20 protein-coding genes and 2 pseudogenes are annotated in these 15,951 nt (G+C 58.5%); 12 read left to right on the top strand and 10 right to left on the bottom strand.

Going from position 1 to position 15,951, the window contains the following annotated elements:
- Positions 1–5: 5 nt before the first annotated feature.
- The gene (locus RHM68_RS14405; protein WP_322215784.1) at positions 6–245 is read right to left on the bottom strand and encodes a DUF2789 domain-containing protein; all 240 of its coding nucleotides are present in this window, start codon (positions 243–245) and stop codon (positions 6–8) included.
- Between the two features lie 342 nt (positions 246–587).
- Between RHM68_RS14405 and RHM68_RS14400 the strand changes: the two genes are divergently transcribed.
- The 3 genes from RHM68_RS14400 to RHM68_RS14390 are packed head-to-tail and all read left to right on the top strand — an operon-like array spanning position 588 to position 1,994.
- A complete protein-coding gene (locus RHM68_RS14400) occupies positions 588–1,220 on the top strand; it encodes a hypothetical protein (RefSeq protein WP_322215782.1) in 633 nt (210 codons plus the stop codon).
- Positions 1,213–1,791, top strand: a complete 579-nt coding sequence (locus tag RHM68_RS14395; RefSeq protein ID WP_322215780.1) for a hypothetical protein — start codon at positions 1,213–1,215, stop codon at positions 1,789–1,791. Before RHM68_RS14400 ends, RHM68_RS14395 begins: the two co-directional genes overlap by 8 nt.
- A 29-nt stretch (positions 1,792–1,820) precedes the next feature.
- Positions 1,821–1,994 (top strand): hypothetical protein, encoded by a 174-nt coding sequence (locus RHM68_RS14390; protein ID WP_322215778.1) that lies wholly within the window; start codon positions 1,821–1,823, stop codon positions 1,992–1,994.
- 111 nt (positions 1,995–2,105) lie between these two features.
- On the opposite strand, the gene RHM68_RS14385 is transcribed toward RHM68_RS14390, so the two are convergent.
- Together RHM68_RS14385 and RHM68_RS14380 are read right to left on the bottom strand one after the other, a co-directional pair.
- Entirely contained in the window at positions 2,106–2,336 is a 231-nt protein-coding gene (locus tag RHM68_RS14385; protein WP_322215775.1) for a hypothetical protein, read from the bottom strand.
- A gap of 157 nt (positions 2,337–2,493) precedes the next feature.
- Positions 2,494–2,742: a hypothetical protein gene (locus RHM68_RS14380; protein WP_322215773.1), complete on the bottom strand. Its 249-nt coding sequence runs from the start codon at positions 2,740–2,742 to the stop codon at positions 2,494–2,496.
- A 411-nt stretch (positions 2,743–3,153) separates the two neighbouring features.
- On the opposite strand from RHM68_RS14380, the gene RHM68_RS14375 reads away from it, so the two are divergent.
- The 4 genes from RHM68_RS14375 (at position 3,154) to RHM68_RS14360 (ending at position 5,583) form a co-directional block, all read left to right on the top strand.
- Complete coding sequence (locus RHM68_RS14375; RefSeq protein ID WP_322215770.1) at positions 3,154–3,624, top strand: hypothetical protein; 471 nt, start codon at positions 3,154–3,156, stop codon at positions 3,622–3,624.
- Positions 3,624–3,827: a hypothetical protein gene (locus RHM68_RS14370; RefSeq protein WP_322215768.1), complete on the top strand. Its 204-nt coding sequence runs from the start codon at positions 3,624–3,626 to the stop codon at positions 3,825–3,827. Before RHM68_RS14375 ends, RHM68_RS14370 begins: the two co-directional genes overlap by 1 nt.
- A gap of 117 nt (positions 3,828–3,944) precedes the next feature.
- Positions 3,945–4,964: an ABC transporter substrate-binding protein gene (locus RHM68_RS14365; RefSeq protein ID WP_322215766.1), complete on the top strand. Its 1,020-nt coding sequence runs from the start codon at positions 3,945–3,947 to the stop codon at positions 4,962–4,964.
- A gap of 181 nt (positions 4,965–5,145) precedes the next feature.
- Positions 5,146–5,583 carry a DUF3995 domain-containing protein gene (locus tag RHM68_RS14360; RefSeq protein WP_322215763.1) on the top strand — a complete coding sequence of 146 codons (438 nt, stop codon included), beginning with the start codon at positions 5,146–5,148 and terminating at the stop codon, positions 5,581–5,583.
- 121 nt (positions 5,584–5,704) lie between these two features.
- On the opposite strand, the gene RHM68_RS14355 is transcribed toward RHM68_RS14360, so the two are convergent.
- From RHM68_RS14355 to RHM68_RS14325, 7 genes are all read right to left on the bottom strand, one after another.
- A complete protein-coding gene (locus RHM68_RS14355) occupies positions 5,705–6,067 on the bottom strand; it encodes a Na+/H+ antiporter subunit G (RefSeq protein WP_322215761.1) in 363 nt (120 codons plus the stop codon).
- Positions 6,064–6,342, bottom strand: coding sequence for a K+/H+ antiporter subunit F (locus RHM68_RS14350; RefSeq protein WP_322215759.1), 279 nt, complete (start codon positions 6,340–6,342; stop codon positions 6,064–6,066). The genes RHM68_RS14355 and RHM68_RS14350 overlap by 4 nt, the downstream gene beginning before the upstream one ends.
- Complete coding sequence (locus tag RHM68_RS14345) at positions 6,339–6,827, bottom strand: Na+/H+ antiporter subunit E (protein ID WP_322215757.1); 489 nt, start codon at positions 6,825–6,827, stop codon at positions 6,339–6,341. The genes RHM68_RS14350 and RHM68_RS14345 overlap by 4 nt, the downstream gene beginning before the upstream one ends.
- Complete coding sequence (locus tag RHM68_RS14340; RefSeq protein ID WP_322215754.1) at positions 6,824–8,509, bottom strand: monovalent cation/H+ antiporter subunit D; 1,686 nt, start codon at positions 8,507–8,509, stop codon at positions 6,824–6,826. The genes RHM68_RS14345 and RHM68_RS14340 overlap by 4 nt, the downstream gene beginning before the upstream one ends.
- Positions 8,506–8,850, bottom strand: coding sequence for a Na+/H+ antiporter subunit C (locus RHM68_RS14335; protein WP_201148568.1), 345 nt, complete (start codon positions 8,848–8,850; stop codon positions 8,506–8,508). The genes RHM68_RS14340 and RHM68_RS14335 overlap by 4 nt, the downstream gene beginning before the upstream one ends.
- Entirely contained in the window at positions 8,850–11,768 is a 2,919-nt protein-coding gene (locus RHM68_RS14330; RefSeq protein ID WP_322215751.1) for a monovalent cation/H+ antiporter subunit A, read from the bottom strand. Before RHM68_RS14330 ends, RHM68_RS14335 begins: the two co-directional genes overlap by 1 nt.
- 141 nt (positions 11,769–11,909) lie before the next feature.
- A complete protein-coding gene (locus RHM68_RS14325) occupies positions 11,910–12,947 on the bottom strand; it encodes a DMT family transporter (protein WP_322215749.1) in 1,038 nt (345 codons plus the stop codon).
- Here RHM68_RS14325 and RHM68_RS14320 point away from each other — a divergent pair.
- From RHM68_RS14320 to RHM68_RS14300, 5 genes and pseudogenes are all read left to right on the top strand, one after another.
- Entirely contained in the window at positions 12,942–13,505 is a 564-nt protein-coding gene (locus tag RHM68_RS14320) for an XRE family transcriptional regulator (RefSeq protein ID WP_322215747.1), read from the top strand. The two genes, RHM68_RS14325 and RHM68_RS14320, sit on opposite strands and share 6 nt — an antisense overlap.
- A 157-nt stretch (positions 13,506–13,662) precedes the next feature.
- Complete coding sequence (locus tag RHM68_RS14315; protein WP_322215745.1) at positions 13,663–14,856, top strand: SfnB family sulfur acquisition oxidoreductase; 1,194 nt, start codon at positions 13,663–13,665, stop codon at positions 14,854–14,856.
- Positions 14,857–14,866: 10 nt separating this feature from the next.
- A complete protein-coding gene (locus RHM68_RS14310; RefSeq protein ID WP_322215743.1) occupies positions 14,867–15,298 on the top strand; it encodes an acyl-CoA dehydrogenase in 432 nt (143 codons plus the stop codon).
- Positions 15,298–15,576, top strand: a pseudogene (locus RHM68_RS14305) (5,10-methylene tetrahydromethanopterin reductase); the annotation flags it as partial. The gene RHM68_RS14310 and the pseudogene RHM68_RS14305, both read left to right, overlap by 1 nt.
- A pseudogene (locus RHM68_RS14300) lies at positions 15,577–15,948 on the top strand (ATP-binding cassette domain-containing protein); the annotation flags it as partial. It abuts the pseudogene before it with no gap.
- Between the last annotated feature and the right edge of the window lie 3 nt (positions 15,949–15,951).

Here is a 15,951-nt window from a genome sequence, read left to right as displayed (position 1 = left end):
TTGCTTCAGTGAACTTGATGCATACGCAGGTTTAAGTCATCCACCACCCGCGCCCAGTCAGCGTCTTCACGCAATTGTTCTTTTAGAAAACTAGCCTGTTGTGGGGTCCAGAATTCGGCATCAATGAGTTTCTCGTCGTCCGCCAAGGGCGAGTGATGGGCGATGAAATCGTCGATGGCCTTCTCGCTGGAGTCCAGGCCGAGTTGGTCAAATAAGCCTTTCAAGTCGTGGGTGGGCGAATCCATCGGTATCTCCTTGCAGGTGAGTCAGTCACGGTGATTGCGCAATCCGGGAGGGCAACGTCATTGCATCTGAGGGGGGCGCGCGCCAAGAGTTCGATAAGGTTTAGCAGCCTTTTGCGGAATCGGCACCAATGATGGCTATAAGCTATTGCTTGTCGCCTGCTCAAAGTTTACGATGCCGCCGCGTTTCTGGCGTCACCAAGCCGCCGCTCAACGAGTCCGTACATGGATGTAACCGACACTCACTTCCTTGGCTAAACGCCTTCGATGCTGATCTGCCCAATCCTTGTACGAGGTTCTGTCGAGCCAACGCTCCCCCGATCCCGTATAAAAAGGATTTAAGCAGTGAAGCGTCTCGTTTATCTGGCGGTTATCACCCTCGGACTGTCGCTGACAGGGTGTGTTTCGTTCACGCCGTTGGGGCCGATCGGCCAGCCTTTGAGCCCCGCCCCTGTGACTCTCGATCGCAACGCCGAAATCAGTGCGGTGGTGATTTCCGCCCCCGGTCTGGACAACAACGTCCGTAACGCCGGCAGCAAACAGCTGACCGAGCAGATCAGCGCTTACGTCGATAAAAGCGACTACTTCAAGCGCACCGTGGTTTTCCCAGCGAAGGCCGGAGAGGACGATGTGGTACTCAAGTTCAATCTGACGTCGCTGGCAGGCAAGCGCACCGTCCACCCTGCGTACTTGCCCGGCGCGTTGTTGACGTTGACGATCTGGATCTGGGTTGACGGCCCGATCTATATCGACAAGTACGACCTGGCCGGCGAGTTGATCATCGAAGACCGTCATGGCAAGCAATTGGCCAAGTCTGTCGAGCAGGTCAAACTCGACAAGAATGTCGGTATGTGGAGCTCCGATTACCTCAACGCGGGTCTGGGGGCTACGCAGTTGCGTGAACTCATTGCGCATTTGCTGGCCAGCGCCACCCCTCAATTACAAACTCCGTCAAAGGAACTGACTGCACATGAATAAGTATTTTCTGGCGTTACTGCTGCTGGTCAGCACGACCCTGACCGGTTGCATTTCCTACTCCCAGCATGAACTGCCGCCTGTAGAACAATGGCCGCCGGCCCAAGTCCGGCAGGACAAGCCCACCGCCTATTTGCAGGTGAGCGCACAACACCACTTTAACGGCGAGCTGTCGGGTGGCGTGGTCAATTCGCAAGGGATACAAAAGAGCATTCTGGAAACGTTCAATGAGTCCGGGCAGTTCAAAAGCGTGACCACGGACAAGGTCGATTCCAACCTGTACATCACCAGCCTGTTGACCAACAACGAACAAGGCAATGTGGCGAGTGCCTGGCTGACCGGTTTCACGCTGTTTCTGATCCCGACAACGTTCAGCAACACGTTGACCCTGGAGACGGTGTTCAAGGATCAGGACGGTAAAGTGCTGGGTAAAATCGTCAAGCAAGAGAGCACCCGGACCTGGATGCAGATTTTGCTCATTGTCGGTGCGCCGTTCAATGAACGCGGTGACGTGCTGCTCAAGCACTTGACGCAGAGCACGCTGGACGAAGCGATCAAGCGCAAGCTGATCTGATCGGTTGACGAAAATGGCATGCCCTGGGCATGCCTCAGGCTAATGTGTCGACGCTCTCCAGCCTGCTGTTTTCGGCCAGAAACAGCGCGCTGGATGCCGTGGACATGGCACTGGTCCTGCCCCTGCCTCTTGGCGGCGCGCAGCCGATGTCGGCATTCAGGGCGAGTGCATCGTCATCGGTACTTCGCGGGATTGAACGTTAGCGATACTTTTCGTTGCCAGGCGAGCGGGCGGGTTCAACTTAATCATCTTGCTGTTCTTAAAGAGAAGCTCGCCTTTGCATCGCTCGTTCCTTGACGGCGTGGCGGTGTATCTCAGGCTTTCAGCGCGCCTTCATCGACAGCCACCTTCAGAGCCTTGGCAGCCTCTTGGGCGGCGATGTTGGCCACTTCCGCCGTTTTGAACCAGCGATCCTTCTCGACCTGATGAAAGGTGACGGCGGTCAGTGGCGGTTTGGCGCGCATCACAATGACGGCCTGAAATTCACCTTCAACTTCTCTGGCTTCGCCCCGGATAAAAAACTCGCCGATATCAAATTCCGTCACGTAGCAGCCTTCCCTTGAAAATTTTCGTTTTTATTGAAAGCCGTCCACCGAGGGGATGGGTTTCTTAGGGCGGGCAGTATGGCAGTAGTTGCCAGCCGACGGCTGAGTTAACTCATCGGCGTGACGAAACGTCATGGGCGTTGCACGAGGATTTACTTCAGCTGCTGGCTTCGAGTGCGCGGGCGAGAAAGCAGGCCTCGTTGTGGTTCCCTCGGAAGCCTCTTACGCGCCCCGTGGATTTTTCTTTTATGTGGAAAAATGCATTTCCGGCCAGGACCACTTGAAAGCGAGGCGCTGCTAGGGGTTGCAGGTGGCTTGCCGTGTGTTGAAACGCCGCCGCCGTGGGGGCGGACGAGTCGCTTGTTGGGGCGCAGGGGTTAAAGGAAAAGTGGCTGAGTATGCACATATGAAGTCCTTTTCATTGTTTACCGACGTCTGTTCGTCGTTTTGAGTAGTCTCTATGAGCATCACTGCTCTAGAATCGCGTCACTGGTGCTTGACGGCTGATGCGTATCTAAAGCAATTTTTTAAGGGCGATATGTCAGAAAAGAGATTTTTTTAAAGCGACTTTTCTCTAATGTTTGTAGTCTTTTTTCTCTGGCCCCAAGAATGGCGTTTTCCTTCAACGCCTGACGAACGTCAGGGAGGGCATCGCGCGAGACATTCCAGTAGTCTTATCGAACCTCATGATGGATGAGCGCTCTGCTCAATTCAGGCTTTTACCTGAGTGATTCTGCAACACCTTCGGCATGGCCGCTTTTTTCTGCCGTGCGCATTTTCTGCGTATGGCACCATTTTCAGATGTGGGGATGTTTCCTTGGCAGTAAGTAATCTCGATATGCATGCTTTGTTCGTGCTGGGTGATTTGCGCGCAAAGTTGGTTAAACAGTTCCAGTCGCGTTTTATTTACGTCACCGAACAGAACGCTGAAGGCATTTACATTGCCGAAATCGATACCGAGACAGCACTGGTGGTGGACGACAAACCGGGGCTCAAACTTAAGGTCGGCGATTATTTCAGCGCCGCGGTATTGCCCAGCCGCGAAGGCGGCAAGCTGGACATCAAGTTCCGCGAAATCAAACTGACGGTTTACGGCATCGGTGATTACGCGTTCGTCACCACAACCGATGGTCACGGCGTTGTGTTCAAAGAAGGTCATAGCGTGGTGATGGTGTTCGCTGCCCATCAGCAGTTGCAGGAAGGCCTGACCAAAACACTCAAGGCCGTGACCGCCAAGGCGGCCAAGTGGCGCAAGGGTGAGCTGGTGACGTTCAAGGCGAGCGAGTAATGCCCCTGACCCGCGCGGATTTCCATGAGCAAAACCAGGCCAGCGCTCGAGCTGAGGCCAAGCGCCTGTTCGACCATAAGGCCATTGCGCAGGGGAGCTGGCTGAGTTGGGTTGCGTCACAGATTTACACGTTACGCCCTGCGGAATACGCGAGCATGGTCAGAAGAGAGCTGGCCCGTTTGCAGGAACCTTCCGAAAAATAGCCCACGCTCCTCGAAAACAGGAACCTCTACTACAGTCAGTTGACTGAGTATTCAGAGGCTCGCGGTGTTGTACCCGGCCATCCTGTTACTGCTGTGAACAGCGCGAGGTGCAAAAGCATGAAAGGATTTCGAAGGTTGTTGGCCGCAACCCTGGCCACATTCGGTATGTTGGCCACCCCGGTTCCGGTTTTTGCCGCCCAGGCACCGATCCACTTTGCCGACCTGAACTGGGAAAGCGGCAGCTTGATCACCGATATCCTGCGGATCATTGTCGAGAAGGGCTACGGACTGCCGACCGATACCTTGCCGGGTACGACCATCACGCTGGAGACCGCACTGGCCAACAACGACATTCAGGTCATTGGCGAAGAGTGGGCCGGCCGCAGTCCGGTATGGGTCAAGGCTGAGGCTGAAGGTAAAGTCGCGAGCCTGGGCGATACGGTCAAGGGAGCCACCGAAGGTTGGTGGGTGCCGGAGTACGTTATCAAGGGGGACCCGGCCAAAGGCATCAAGCCGCTGGCGCCGGACCTGCGTAGTGTCAGTGATCTGCCGCGCTACAAGGATGTGTTCAGCGATCCGGAAAGCCCAGGCAAGGGGCGCTTCCTCAACAGTCCGATCGGCTGGACGTCGGAAGTGGTCAACCAGCAAAAACTCAAAGCCTATGGCTTGTCCGACAGCTACGTGAATTTTCGCAGCGGTTCGGGGGCAGCACTGGACGCGGAAATCACGTCGTCGATCCGTCGTGGCAAACCGATATTGTTTTATTACTGGTCGCCCACGCCGTTGCTCGGGCGTTACAAACTGATTCAGCTCGAAGAGCCGCCGTTTGACGCTCAAGCGTGGAAAACCCTGACGGACGCCGATAACCCCAATCCGCAACCGACGCGCTCGCTGGCCTCGAAATTGTCCATTGGCGTTTCTACTCCGTTCCAGACGCAGTATCCGCAGATTGCCGAGTTCTTCAGCAAGGTCGATTTGCCAATCGTGCCGTTGAACAAGGCGCTGGCTGACATGAGCGAAAAACACACCGCGCCGCGCCAGGCAGCCGAGGCGTTCATGACCGCGCACCCTGACGTATGGCGAGCGTGGTTGCCCAAGGATGTGGCGGACAAAGTCACCGCCAGCCTCACCCCATAAAACGCGCGGCGTGCAGCCTTGCTCACGCTGGGCTGCTTGGCAGTCCGGCAGGCGATTGTTCTTCGCCAGTGCGTCAGGTGGCCGGTGCCAGGGCGGGGCTTTTCCCCAGTGATGACATTTACCTTACAAAAACGCGCAAGGAAGTTCATCCTGCGGCGACCTTTCACGCTGGATGTCGAATATGAGCCTAATGGTCGCGCAATGGATTGCAGCAGTCTTTCTGTTGATAAGCCTGGTGCATTTGTACTGGGCACTCGGTGGCAAGCTCGGCAGCGAAGCCGCGGTACCTCGAGTACCCGACGAGGGTGGAGGGCAATCCAGGCCTGCGTTCAAACCTTCAGGCTTTGGCACACTGCTGGTGTCGGCGGCGTTGCTGTTGATAGCCATGCTGGTGTGCCTGCGAGTCGGGCTTTATTTTCCGACAGTGCAGCACTGGTCCTTGCAATGGGTGATCAGTGCGCTTGCGATGTTGATGTTCGCTCGCGCTATAGGCGATTCGAATTTGGTGGGGTTCTTCAAACAAGTCAAAGACTCGACATTTGCCCGGCTCGACACCTGGGCGTATTCGCCGTTGTGCGTGGTGTTGGGGGCGGGTTTATTGGCTGTCGCCTGGGGCTGAATCTCGGCGGAGAGACTCGTCGGGTGGCCATCGCAAGCCAGCCCGGTTCGACAGTCGAGCGCTATCGCCTGCGAGGGCTGGCATGCCGCGCCCAGTCCGATCAGTACAGCGAGCGGTGAATTTAACGCCCGCTCTCCGTGCGCCGACTACTGACTTCGGCGGGCACATCATCCCCGGCCATGCGCTTTCGAAACAGCGCGGCCCGGGCCAGCAGCAACGTGGTCACGGGCACCGTAATCGACAACAGAATCGGAATCAGCCAGGCGTGCAGCACTGGGCTTGATTTGAGCGCCGAAAAGTAAATGATCGACGCCAGCGCCACAGACCACGCACCCAATGTTGAGGCCAGGGCCGGCGGGTGCATGCGTTGGAAGTAATCCTTCATCCGTAACAATCCGAGGGCACCGATCAGCGCAAACAGACTGCTGAGCACCAGCAGAGTTGCCACCGGTATTTCGACCCACAGCGACCATTCAGTATTCATTCGATCACCTCGCCGCGTAGCAGAAATTTAGCCAGGGCAAACGAGCCCACAAAACCGAAGAGGGCGATCAGCAACGCGGCCTCGAAGTACGTGTCACTGGCGTAGCGAATACCCAGCGTCAGCATCATCAGCATGGCGATGATGTACAGGTAGTCCAGGGCCAGAACCCTGTCCTGAGCCGATGGTCCCCGAAACAGGCGAACCAGCGTCAGCAGCATCGCCACGGAAAAGATGAACAGACTCAGCAAGATTGCGTTCGACAGCAGGGCGCTCATTCGAAGATCTCCATCAGTGGACGTTCGTAGGTCGCCTTGAAGTGCTGGATGAAGAGTGCTTCGTCATCCAGATCGAACACGTGCAGTAACAGGATGCTGCGGTCCAGCGCCAGCTCCGACCAGACCGTGCCGGGAACGACCGTAGTGATGATCGAGAGTGCCGCCAGACCATTGGCATCGCGCAAGTCCAGCGGCACCTTGACGAACCGCGAGCGAGGCGGGCGGCGACCGGCGTTGAGCACGCTCCAAGCCACAGCGATGTTGGACACCAGCACATCGCGGCCGACCAGCAGGATCAGGCGCAAGAGTGTCCCTGGTCGTCGAATGCGGATCGGTAGTGGTCGCAGTTTGCGCATCATGAGTGGCGCGCACACACCCAGCACGGCGCCCAGCAGCAGATTGCCCGGGCTGATCGACAGGTTTAGTACCAGCCATAACAACCACAGTGCCAGCGATAGCCACGGTGCAGGAAACAGACGCCTCATGGTTGCACCTCCAGCATCGCTGCCCGGGCTTCGGGACTTGGAATCGCTCGAGTACCGAGCACGGCCATGACGTACTGCTGTGGGTTGTTCAAGGCATCAGCGGCCGCCTGGGTGTAGCGCATCAGCGGCTCGGCCTTGAAGGTCAGCGCGATGCTCAGGCCCAGCAACGCAATAATCGGCACGCATTCCAGGCGTCGCAGCAAGGGCGACGGTCGTTCTTGCGGCGTCCAAAAGCGCTGTACCCCCATGCGCGAGAAAGCAATCAGCGACGCTAACCCGGAAAGGATCAACAACGCCAACAAGCCCCACGCTGCGTTTGAAACCGGTTCATCACTCCCCACGCCCAGACCCAGTGGGTTAAGCAGGGCGTGAAGCAGGCCGAGCTTGCCGATGAAGCCAGAGAGCGGCGGCATGCCTATGATCAGCAGCGCGCACGCAATGAAGCTCAAACCCAGAAACGCCTTGGTCCAGGGAATCACCTGGCCCACGACAGCTTTCTGTTCGTCATCAAGATTGATGCCTTTGGGTGGTCGCAGGGATTCCATTGGCCGTGGGATCTGTTCGCCGTCATCGAATAACGGCATTTCGTTGGCTGAACGCGAGCGCTCGATCAACTCGGCTAACAGGAACAGCGCGCTCAACGCCAGCGTCGAGCTGACCAGGTAAAACAGCGCCGCGCCGATCAGGTTAGGCTGGGCGAAGCCGATGGCCGACAGCAGAATTCCAGCCGACACCAGGATGCTCAGGCTGGCCATGCGCTCAATTCGTTGCGCAGCAAGAATCGCCACTGCCGCGCAGACGATGGTCGCCATGCCACCGTAGATCAGCCAGTCGCCGCCAAAGTACGCCGATGCGCCGGCTTGGCCGGAGAACAACAGTGTCCAAAGTCGCAACAAGGTGTAGATGCCGACCTTGGTCATGATTGCGAACATTGCCGCCACTGGCGCGCTGGCCGAAGAGTAGGCCGGAACCAGCCAGAAATTCAGCGGCCACATTCCGGCCTTGGCCAGGAACGCGACCGCCAGAATCGCCGCGCCGGCATGCAGCAGGCCGCGATCAGCTTCCGGCACCAACGGGATTTTCAGCGCCAGATCAGCCATGTTCAGGGTGCCGGTGACGCCATAAATCAGTGCGGCGCCAATCAAAAACAACGATGACGCCAGCAGGTTGATCGAGATGTAATGCAGGCCTGACGACACCCGCGCCCGGCCGGAACCATGGAGCATCAACCCGTAGGACGCGGCGAGCAAGACTTCGAAGAAGACGAACAGGTTGAACAGGTCCGCCGTCAGAAACGCGCCGTACAGCCCCATCAACTGAATCTGGAACAGTGCGTGGAAGCTTGAGCCGGCGCCGTCCCAGCGTGCCATGGCGAACAGCAGGGCGCTGACGCCGATGATTCCGGTCAGTACCAGCATTAGCGCCGATAGACGATCGACCACCAGTGCGATGCCGAAAGGCGACTGCCAGTTGCCAGGCAGGTAGACCCCGATGGACCCTGGCACCCCGGTGGTGTGCGTCCATTGCAGCAACAGCACGGAAATGCCCAGGCCCAACAAGCTCGAGAACAGGTTGATCCTGGCCTTCAGCGGACGATGTTTCTCGCCCAACATCAACATGATGGCGGCGGTCAGCAGCGGGAGCAGAATCGGTGCGGCGATCAAGTGCGTCATCGCATTCATTCTTTAGGCTCCCGGCCATCCACATGGTCAGTGCCAGTCAGGCCTCGTGATGCCAGCAGCACCACCAGGAACAAAGCGGTCATGGCGAAGCTGATGACGATGGCGGTCAGGACCAGCGCTTGCGGCAGCGGATCGGTGTAGTGCAGCAAATCCTGGGGCACGCCGTCCTTGATAATCGGTTCCTTGCCGATAAACAGGCTGCCCATGCTGAAGATGAACAGGTTAACGGCATAGGACAGCAGGCACAGCCCCATGACCACCTGGAACGTCCGTGGTCGCAGGATCAGCCAGACACCGGATGCGGCCAGGACGCCGATGGCGATTGCGATGACTTCTTCCATCAGACGGCTCCTTTGGCAGCAACGGATTTAGGGTGAGACGCGGTTTTGTGGCCGCGTACCGATTGGTGGGCAATAGCGGTGAGCATTAACAGCGTTGAACCGACCACGACGGCGTAGACGCCGATGTCGAAGAACAACGCGCTGGCGATGTGAATGTCGCCCAGTACCGGCACAGCGAAACGCCAGGTATGGGTGGTCATGAAGGGATAACCGACCGCCATCGCTCCAAGCCCAGTCACTGTAGCGAACAGCAAACCGGTGCCCATCCAGCGCAGCGGTCGCAGGTTCATTTGTGCCTCGACCCACTGAGTGCCGGCGACCATGTATTGCAGAATGAACGCTACGGACATCACCAGCCCGGCAACAAAACCACCACCCGGCAGGTTGTGGCCTCGCAGGAACAAATAGAACGACACCACCAGCGCAATTGGCAACAGCAGACGCACCAGCACCGCAGGCACCATCATAAAGCCGAGAGCGGTGTCGCTGGCATGGCGCGGGTTAACCAGATCAGTGACGACGTCTGGCGCCAGCAGGCGTTGCTGCGCCGGTAATCGCAGGCTTTCCTTCGGCGGGCGGAAGCGGCGAAGCAAGGCGAACACGGTCAGGGCAACGGCCACCAGTACGGTGATTTCACCGAGGGTGTCGAAGCCCCGGAAGTCCACCAACATCACATTCACCACGTTGCTGCCGCCGCCTTCCGGCAAGGCACGACTGAGGTAAAAAGAGGAAATGTCGTTTGGCGTCTGACGCGTCAGCATCGCGTAAGACAGCAACGCCATGCCGATACCGACCGCGAGCGACAGCAGCAAGTCGCGCAGGCGCCGGATACGCGCCCTGGGCACGCTGCCCGGCAACGGCGAGACGTCTTCTATTCGGCGCGGTAGCCAGCGCAGGCCCAGCAGGATCAGTACCGTGGTCACCACTTCGACCGCCAGTTGCGTCAGCGCCAGGTCCGGTGCCGAGAACCAGACGAACGTCACACAGGTCATCAGGCCGCAGACGCTGACCATGGTCAGGGCCGCGAGCCGGTGATACTTGGCCTGCCACGCCGCGCCGAGGGCACAGGCGATTGCCAGCAGCCACAGGGTCACAAACACCATCGAACCGGCAATTTTCGGTCGGTCACCCCAGCTCAGGCCGCTGTGGAGCATCGGGACCAACCCCGCCAGCACGGCGGCGAGCACCAAAAGGAACAGCTGCGTTTGCAGGCGTTTGGTGCTCAGACGCCGCTCAAGCCGACGCGACAGTCGCATCATGATCACCAGGCTACGCTCGAACAGACGCTTGCCATTGAACAGGCCAATGATCGGTGGGTACTTGAAGCGCCCGCGCTTGAGCTGATTGCGCAGTAACAGATAGAGCACAATACCGCCGGACATGGCGATCAGGCTCATGATCATCGGTGCGTTCAAGCCGTGCCAGATGGCCAGGCTGTACTCGGGCAGCGTGCCACCCACGACCGGCAGAGCGGCGGCTGCCAGCAGCGGACCGACTACTTGTGCAGGGAAGATCCCGACGACAAGGCACGCGAAAACCAACAGTTCCACCGGGGCACGCATCCAGCGCGGCGGCTCGTGCGGGGTATGGGGTAGGTCGGTGGCCGGCGGGCCGAAAAACACATCGACCGTAAAACGCAGCGAGTAGGCGACGCTGAAGGTGCCGGCGATGGTTGCGATAACAGGCAGGCTCATCTCCACCCAGGCCGTGGCATTGATGAACACGGTTTCGGCGAAGAACATTTCTTTGGAGAGGAAACCATTAAGCAGCGGCACGCCGGCCATGGAGGCACTGGCGACCATGGCGAGGGTAGCGGTGAACGGGATCAGTTTGATCAGACCGCTGAGCTTGCGAATGTCTCGGGTGCCGCTTTCGTGGTCGATGATCCCGGCGGCCATGAACAACGATGCCTTGAACGTCGCGTGGTTGAGAATGTGAAACACCGCGGCCACAGCGGCAAGTGGGCTGTTCAGGCCCAGCAACAGGGTTATCAAGCCCAGGTGGCTGATGGTCGAGTAAGCCAGCAGACCCTTGAGATCGTTCTGGAACATCGCGCAATACGCGCCGAGTAACAGGGTGCAGGCTCCCGCGCCGCTGACGATGTAGAACCATTCTTCACTGCCGGACAGCGATGGCCACAGCCGTGCCAGAAGGAAAACACCGGCTTTGACCATTGTTGCCGAGTGCAGATAAGCGGAGACCGGCGTGGGCGCCGCCATGGCGTGGGGCAGCCAGAAGTGGAAGGGGAATTGTGCGCTTTTGCTCAGTGCGCCAATCAGAATCAGGGGCAGCAGAATAGGGTAGAGGGCATGTGCGCGAATCAGCTCGCCGGCGGCCAGAACCTTGTCCAGGTCATAGCTGCCGACCACATGGCCAAGGAGCATGACCCCCGCCAGCAGGCACAAGCCGCCTGCGCCGGTGACCATCAGCGCCATGTACGCGCCACGGCGAGCATCCGCGCGGTGGTGCCAGTAGCCGATCAGCAGGAACGAGAAGAGGCTTGTCAGCTCCCAGAAAAACACGATCTGGATCAGATTCCCGGAGATCACCAGGCCAAGCATGGCGCCCATGAATGCCAGGAAGAACGCAAAGAAGCGCGGCACCGGATCATCTGGCGACATGTAGTAGCGCGCGTACAGCGAGACCAGTGTGCCAATGCCCAGCACCATCAACGAGAACAGCCAGGCAAAGCCGTCCATGCGCAGGACGAAGTTCAGCCCCAGACTCGGTAGCCAGAAAAACTCTTCGCGGATTACACCGCCGTGGGCGATTTGCGGGTAAAGGAGGGCGACTTGGAGGGTGCCGATGAGGGCGACCAGGCCAGCTAATAGCGATTCGGTATTTCGCGCGTTGTGCGGCAGCAAGGCCGCCAGACAGCTGCCAATAAAAGGCAGAAGCAGTAGAACTATCAGGGACATAGGCTTCTAATCTGCGGAAGTTTGTGATGCATCATACGTGCCGCATTCAGGATCACCAAACGCGAAGCTGTGGCAGGATCCTTCACAGTCGTTGGAAGTGGCGTGTTTTTCAGGGTTTCAAAATGAATATAGGCGCAAAACTCACTTGTTTGAGTCGACGACTTTGTCTTCCAGCGCGTCCGCGCACTGCTCGCGATTTTTGCCCTTGGTTTTTAACTCACTGACAATCACTGCCGCCACAATCAACCCGGCGCCCAGCAAGGCAATCGCCGGTAACCGTTCCCCGGCCAGGCGTCCGGCGATCCCGGCCCACACTGGCTCACCGGCATAGATCAACGTCGCTCGAGTCGGTGAAACACTTTTCTGTGCCCAGTTCATGGCTACCTGAATCGCCGCGCTCGCGGCTCCCAACCCCAGCGCACTGCACAGCAGCAGCCAGGAGAAGTGTGGAATCACTTCTTGTGTCGGCACCACTAGCAGAAAAGACAGCACGGACGTGACGGCCAGTTGCACCACGGTGACCCGACGCACATCAACCTGACCGGCAAAATTGCTGATCAAAATGATCTCCGCTGCAATTGCGACAGCGCTGATCAGCGTGGCGATCTCACCGGGACTGAAGTTCAGTGAAGCCCCGGACGGTCCCGACAACAGCATCAACCCGGTAAATGCGAGCATGATGCCCAAACTCGGCATCAGCCCCGGCCGGCGTCCGAGCACCAGCCATTGCAGCAACGGCACGAACGGTACGTACAGCGCGGTAATAAATGCTGACTGACTGCTGGGAATAGTCTGTAAACCCATAGTCTGCAAGCCGTAACCGAGCATGATCGCGACGCCGATAAAGGCACCGGCCTTGAGTTCAAAGAAGGTTAGTTCGCGCAGGTGGCGCCAGGAGAACAGAGCAACGAAACACGCCGCAGCGGCAAAGCGCAAACCGACAAAAAACATCGGGCCGCTGACGGTCATTGCGTTTTGCACCAATAAAAAGGTTCCGCCCCAGATCATGGTAATCAACACCAGCACGCATTCGGCCTTGCTGAACCTTGAAAAGCGGGAGGGTGTCTGGGAGGTGTTCACCGATGTCATGGCCTTGCACGCTGCTTGAGGGGGACGCACAATGCGCCGAATGTTGCGCAGTATACTGCCCAACCCCGCCAAGTGAGCAATATAGTGCACAAAGATTTTCCGCAACGGGCTTCGGTCCTTCAGCACGTCAGCCAGAATGTTCGGCGTCTGCGCCACGCCGCCGATATGAGCCAGACCGCGCTGGCCGAAAAGTCCGGGGTCAGCCGCCGGATGCTGGTGGCCATCGAGGCCGGCGAGAAAAACGTCAGCCTGACCACCCTTGATCGCGTGGCCGAAGCACTGGACGTCGCCTTCAGTGATTTGATCCAGGCCCCTGATATCCGCGATCACAGCCGTATCAACGAATTGGCCTGGGCCGGGACGATCCCCGGCAGTAAAGCGGTGTTGCTGGCCAAAGCCACCGCCACCCGTGAAGTCGAACTGTGGGAATGGCGCCTGGAGCCAGGGGAGCATTACCCGTCGGAACCGGATGCCGATGGCTGGAGCGAGCAACTCTATGTGTTCGAGGGGTGCCTGACGCTGATGCTGGGCGACACACCGCAGAAAATCTCGGCGGGCGAGTTCTTCATGTTTGCCAGCAACCAGCCGCATTCGTATCGCAATGAGGGCGAGGTGGCGACGCGGTTTGTACGTAATGTGGTGATCTGACTGTTTGTAGACCAACAGTGGATGAACATTTTGCTGTTTTAAAGCTATAAGCGTTTCTCGAATAAATCGCCAACTTACTGAAATAAAAGGTTTTTAAATTCAGGCGCGACTCCTGCAAAAGGTCTTGGGTATTCACCCGGAACCACGGAGTCGACCCATGCCAACGTCACCCCATACCGCCCACATCATTCGTTCGGACGCCGAGGCCATCGCCGCCGCTCACGCGCTCGCCGCCCGATTTGCCCTCGAGGCCAGTGTGCGTGATCGCGATAGACGCCTGCCAGTGGGCGAACTCGACGAGTTCTCCGTCAGCGGCCTTTGGGGCATCACCATTCCCAAGGAATACGGTGGCGCGGGCGTCTCCTACGTTACCGTCGCCGAAGTGATCAAGATCATTTCGGCCGCCGACTCGTCCCTCGGACAGATTCCGCAAAACCATCTCGGCGTGCTCGACATCCTGCTGCAAACCGCCACCGAGGAGCAGAAGCGCTATTACTTCGGCAAAGTGCTGCAAGGCTATCGCTTCGGCAATGCGTTCTCGGAATCGAAGAGCAAAAATGCCGGCGCCTTCGAAACCCGTATCCGTTTCGATCAGGACAGCGCTTATATCGATGGTGAAAAGTTCTATTGCACGGGCGCGTTGTTCGCACACATCGTGCCGACGGTGGCGGTTGATGAAGAGAACAAGGCGTTTATCGCATTCGTCGAACGCGATAACCCCGGCCTGAGTGTGATCGACAGTTGGGACGGTTTTGGTCAGCGCACCACCGCCAGCGGTGGCGTGACGCTCAATGCCGTCAAAGTGCCGCTCAGTGCGGTGATCCCCGCGCACCGGGCCTTCGATGAACCCACCGCCGACGGCCCGATCTCGCAAATTATCCAAGCCGCTGTGGACACGGGCATTGCGCTCGGCGCCCTTGAGGACACCAAACGTTTCGCCCGGCAAGCACGACCCTGGATCGACAGCGGCCAGGATCACGGCTGGCAGGACCCGCTTACCCTCCTCGCGATTGGCGACCTTGAATGGCGCGTGCATGGCACCGAAGCGATTCTGAAAAAGGCCGGCGAAGCGATTGATGCGGCGTTGCTTAATGCCAATGAAGACACCGTCGCCCGCGCTTCGGTGGTGGTGGCACAGGCCAAAGTGCTGTCCGCCGACATCGCCTTGCTCGCCAGCAGCAAGCTCTTCGAATTAGCCGGCACACGTTCGGTGCTTGGCAAGTACAACCTCGACCGCCACTGGCGCAACGCCCGCACCCACACCCTGCATGACCCCGCGCGCTGGAAATATCACCTGATCGGCAATTACCTGCTCAACGGCGTGAAGCCCGCGCGCCACGCCTGGAACTGAGGATACGATCATGAACGCCTTGACCCAATCGATTGGCCAATCCTTGACCAAGTCCCAGCATGACTTGCACAACGCCCGCAGCCTGCTTGAGGCGACCGTGCGTTTTGTACGCCAGCAGCCTCAAGTTACGGCTGAACCGTATGTCATCAGCCGCGTCGGCGACGTACACATCCGCATCGACGTCGCCGCCGCACTGCTGGAGCGCGCCGAAAGCTTTTTGAGCGGGAGTGAGGACGACGCGCAAATCAGCATTGCGGTTGCCGAATCCCATCTCGCCAGCGCCGACGCGCTTAACGCCGCGAGCAACGCCGAATTTGAGTTCACCGGCCAGCGCACAGGATTGCCCGGCTCGCTGCATGACCCACTGCGTTGGAAGTTGCACCTTATCGGCAACTTTCGCCTCAACGGCATTCATCCCTCATCGACAGGGAGTGCTGTTTGATGGCCAGGGGAATTCGTCTAAACGCCTTTGACATGAACTGCGTCGGGCATCAGTCGCCGGGTCTGTGGGCGCACCCGCGTGATCGCTCCTGGCAGTACAAGGACCTGGAATACTGGACCGATCTGGCGAAAATCCTTGAGCGCGGCAAGTTCGACGGCTTGTTCATTGCCGATGTGCTCGGCATCTACGACGTTTACCACGGCAACGGTGATGCAGCGATTCGTCAGGCGACGCAGGTCCCGGTCAATGATCCGCTGCAACTGATACCCCCCATGGCGCTGGAACGCATCTACGCCTGGTTCCCTCGGTTGAAAACCAAACGCAAGACCCAGGCGGGGCTGACGTCCGGCGGCGAGCAGCAGATGGTCGCAATCGGCCGGGCCTTGATGACACGTCCGACGTTGGTCCTGCTGGATGAGCCGTCCATGGGATTGGCGCCTATTATCGTCCAGGAAATTTTCGAGATCGTTGCCCAGCTTAATCGCGACGAACAGGTGAGCTTCCTCATTGCCGAGCAAAACATTAATGTGGCGCTCAAGTACGCCTCCCATGGCTATGTTCTGGACACTGGCCGAGTGGTGGTGTCCGGGACGGCCTCAGCGCTGCTGGACCGGGGCGATTTGCACGACATCTATCTAGGCAAACACTGACCG

This window comes from Pseudomonas sp. DC1.2 (genome assembly GCF_034351645.1).
Lineage (GTDB): Bacteria > Pseudomonadota > Gammaproteobacteria > Pseudomonadales > Pseudomonadaceae > Aquipseudomonas.
This window is presented reverse-complemented; position numbering and strand designations above follow the sequence as displayed.

Excerpts from the sequence above, each read along its gene's own strand:
- RHM68_RS14380 (WP_322215773.1), bottom strand. The coding sequence starts at position 2,742 with ATGTGCATACTCAGCCACTTTTCCTTTAACCCCTGCGCCCCAACAAGC.
- RHM68_RS14360 (WP_322215763.1), top strand. The coding sequence starts at position 5,146 with ATGAGCCTAATGGTCGCGCAATGGATTGCAGCAGTCTTTCTGTTGATA.
- RHM68_RS14370 (WP_322215768.1), top strand. The coding sequence starts at position 3,624 with ATGCCCCTGACCCGCGCGGATTTCCATGAGCAAAACCAGGCCAGCGCT.
- RHM68_RS14390 (WP_322215778.1), top strand. The coding sequence starts at position 1,821 with ATGCCTCAGGCTAATGTGTCGACGCTCTCCAGCCTGCTGTTTTCGGCC.
- RHM68_RS14395 (WP_322215780.1), top strand. The coding sequence starts at position 1,213 with ATGAATAAGTATTTTCTGGCGTTACTGCTGCTGGTCAGCACGACCCTG.
- RHM68_RS14310 (WP_322215743.1), top strand. The coding sequence starts at position 14,867 with ATGAACGCCTTGACCCAATCGATTGGCCAATCCTTGACCAAGTCCCAG.
- RHM68_RS14350 (WP_322215759.1), bottom strand. The coding sequence starts at position 6,342 with ATGAGCGCCCTGCTGTCGAACGCAATCTTGCTGAGTCTGTTCATCTTT.
- RHM68_RS14355 (WP_322215761.1), bottom strand. The coding sequence starts at position 6,067 with ATGAATACTGAATGGTCGCTGTGGGTCGAAATACCGGTGGCAACTCTG.
- RHM68_RS14405 (WP_322215784.1), bottom strand. The coding sequence starts at position 245 with ATGGATTCGCCCACCCACGACTTGAAAGGCTTATTTGACCAACTCGGC.
- RHM68_RS14365 (WP_322215766.1), top strand. The coding sequence starts at position 3,945 with ATGAAAGGATTTCGAAGGTTGTTGGCCGCAACCCTGGCCACATTCGGT.
- RHM68_RS14315 (WP_322215745.1), top strand. The coding sequence starts at position 13,663 with ATGCCAACGTCACCCCATACCGCCCACATCATTCGTTCGGACGCCGAG.
- RHM68_RS14345 (WP_322215757.1), bottom strand. The coding sequence starts at position 6,827 with ATGAGGCGTCTGTTTCCTGCACCGTGGCTATCGCTGGCACTGTGGTTG.
- RHM68_RS14340 (WP_322215754.1), bottom strand. The coding sequence starts at position 8,509 with ATGAATGCGATGACGCACTTGATCGCCGCACCGATTCTGCTCCCGCTG.
- RHM68_RS14330 (WP_322215751.1), bottom strand. The coding sequence starts at position 11,768 with ATGTCCCTGATAGTTCTACTGCTTCTGCCTTTTATTGGCAGCTGTCTG.
- RHM68_RS14335 (WP_201148568.1), bottom strand. The coding sequence starts at position 8,850 with ATGGAAGAAGTCATCGCAATCGCCATCGGCGTCCTGGCCGCATCCGGT.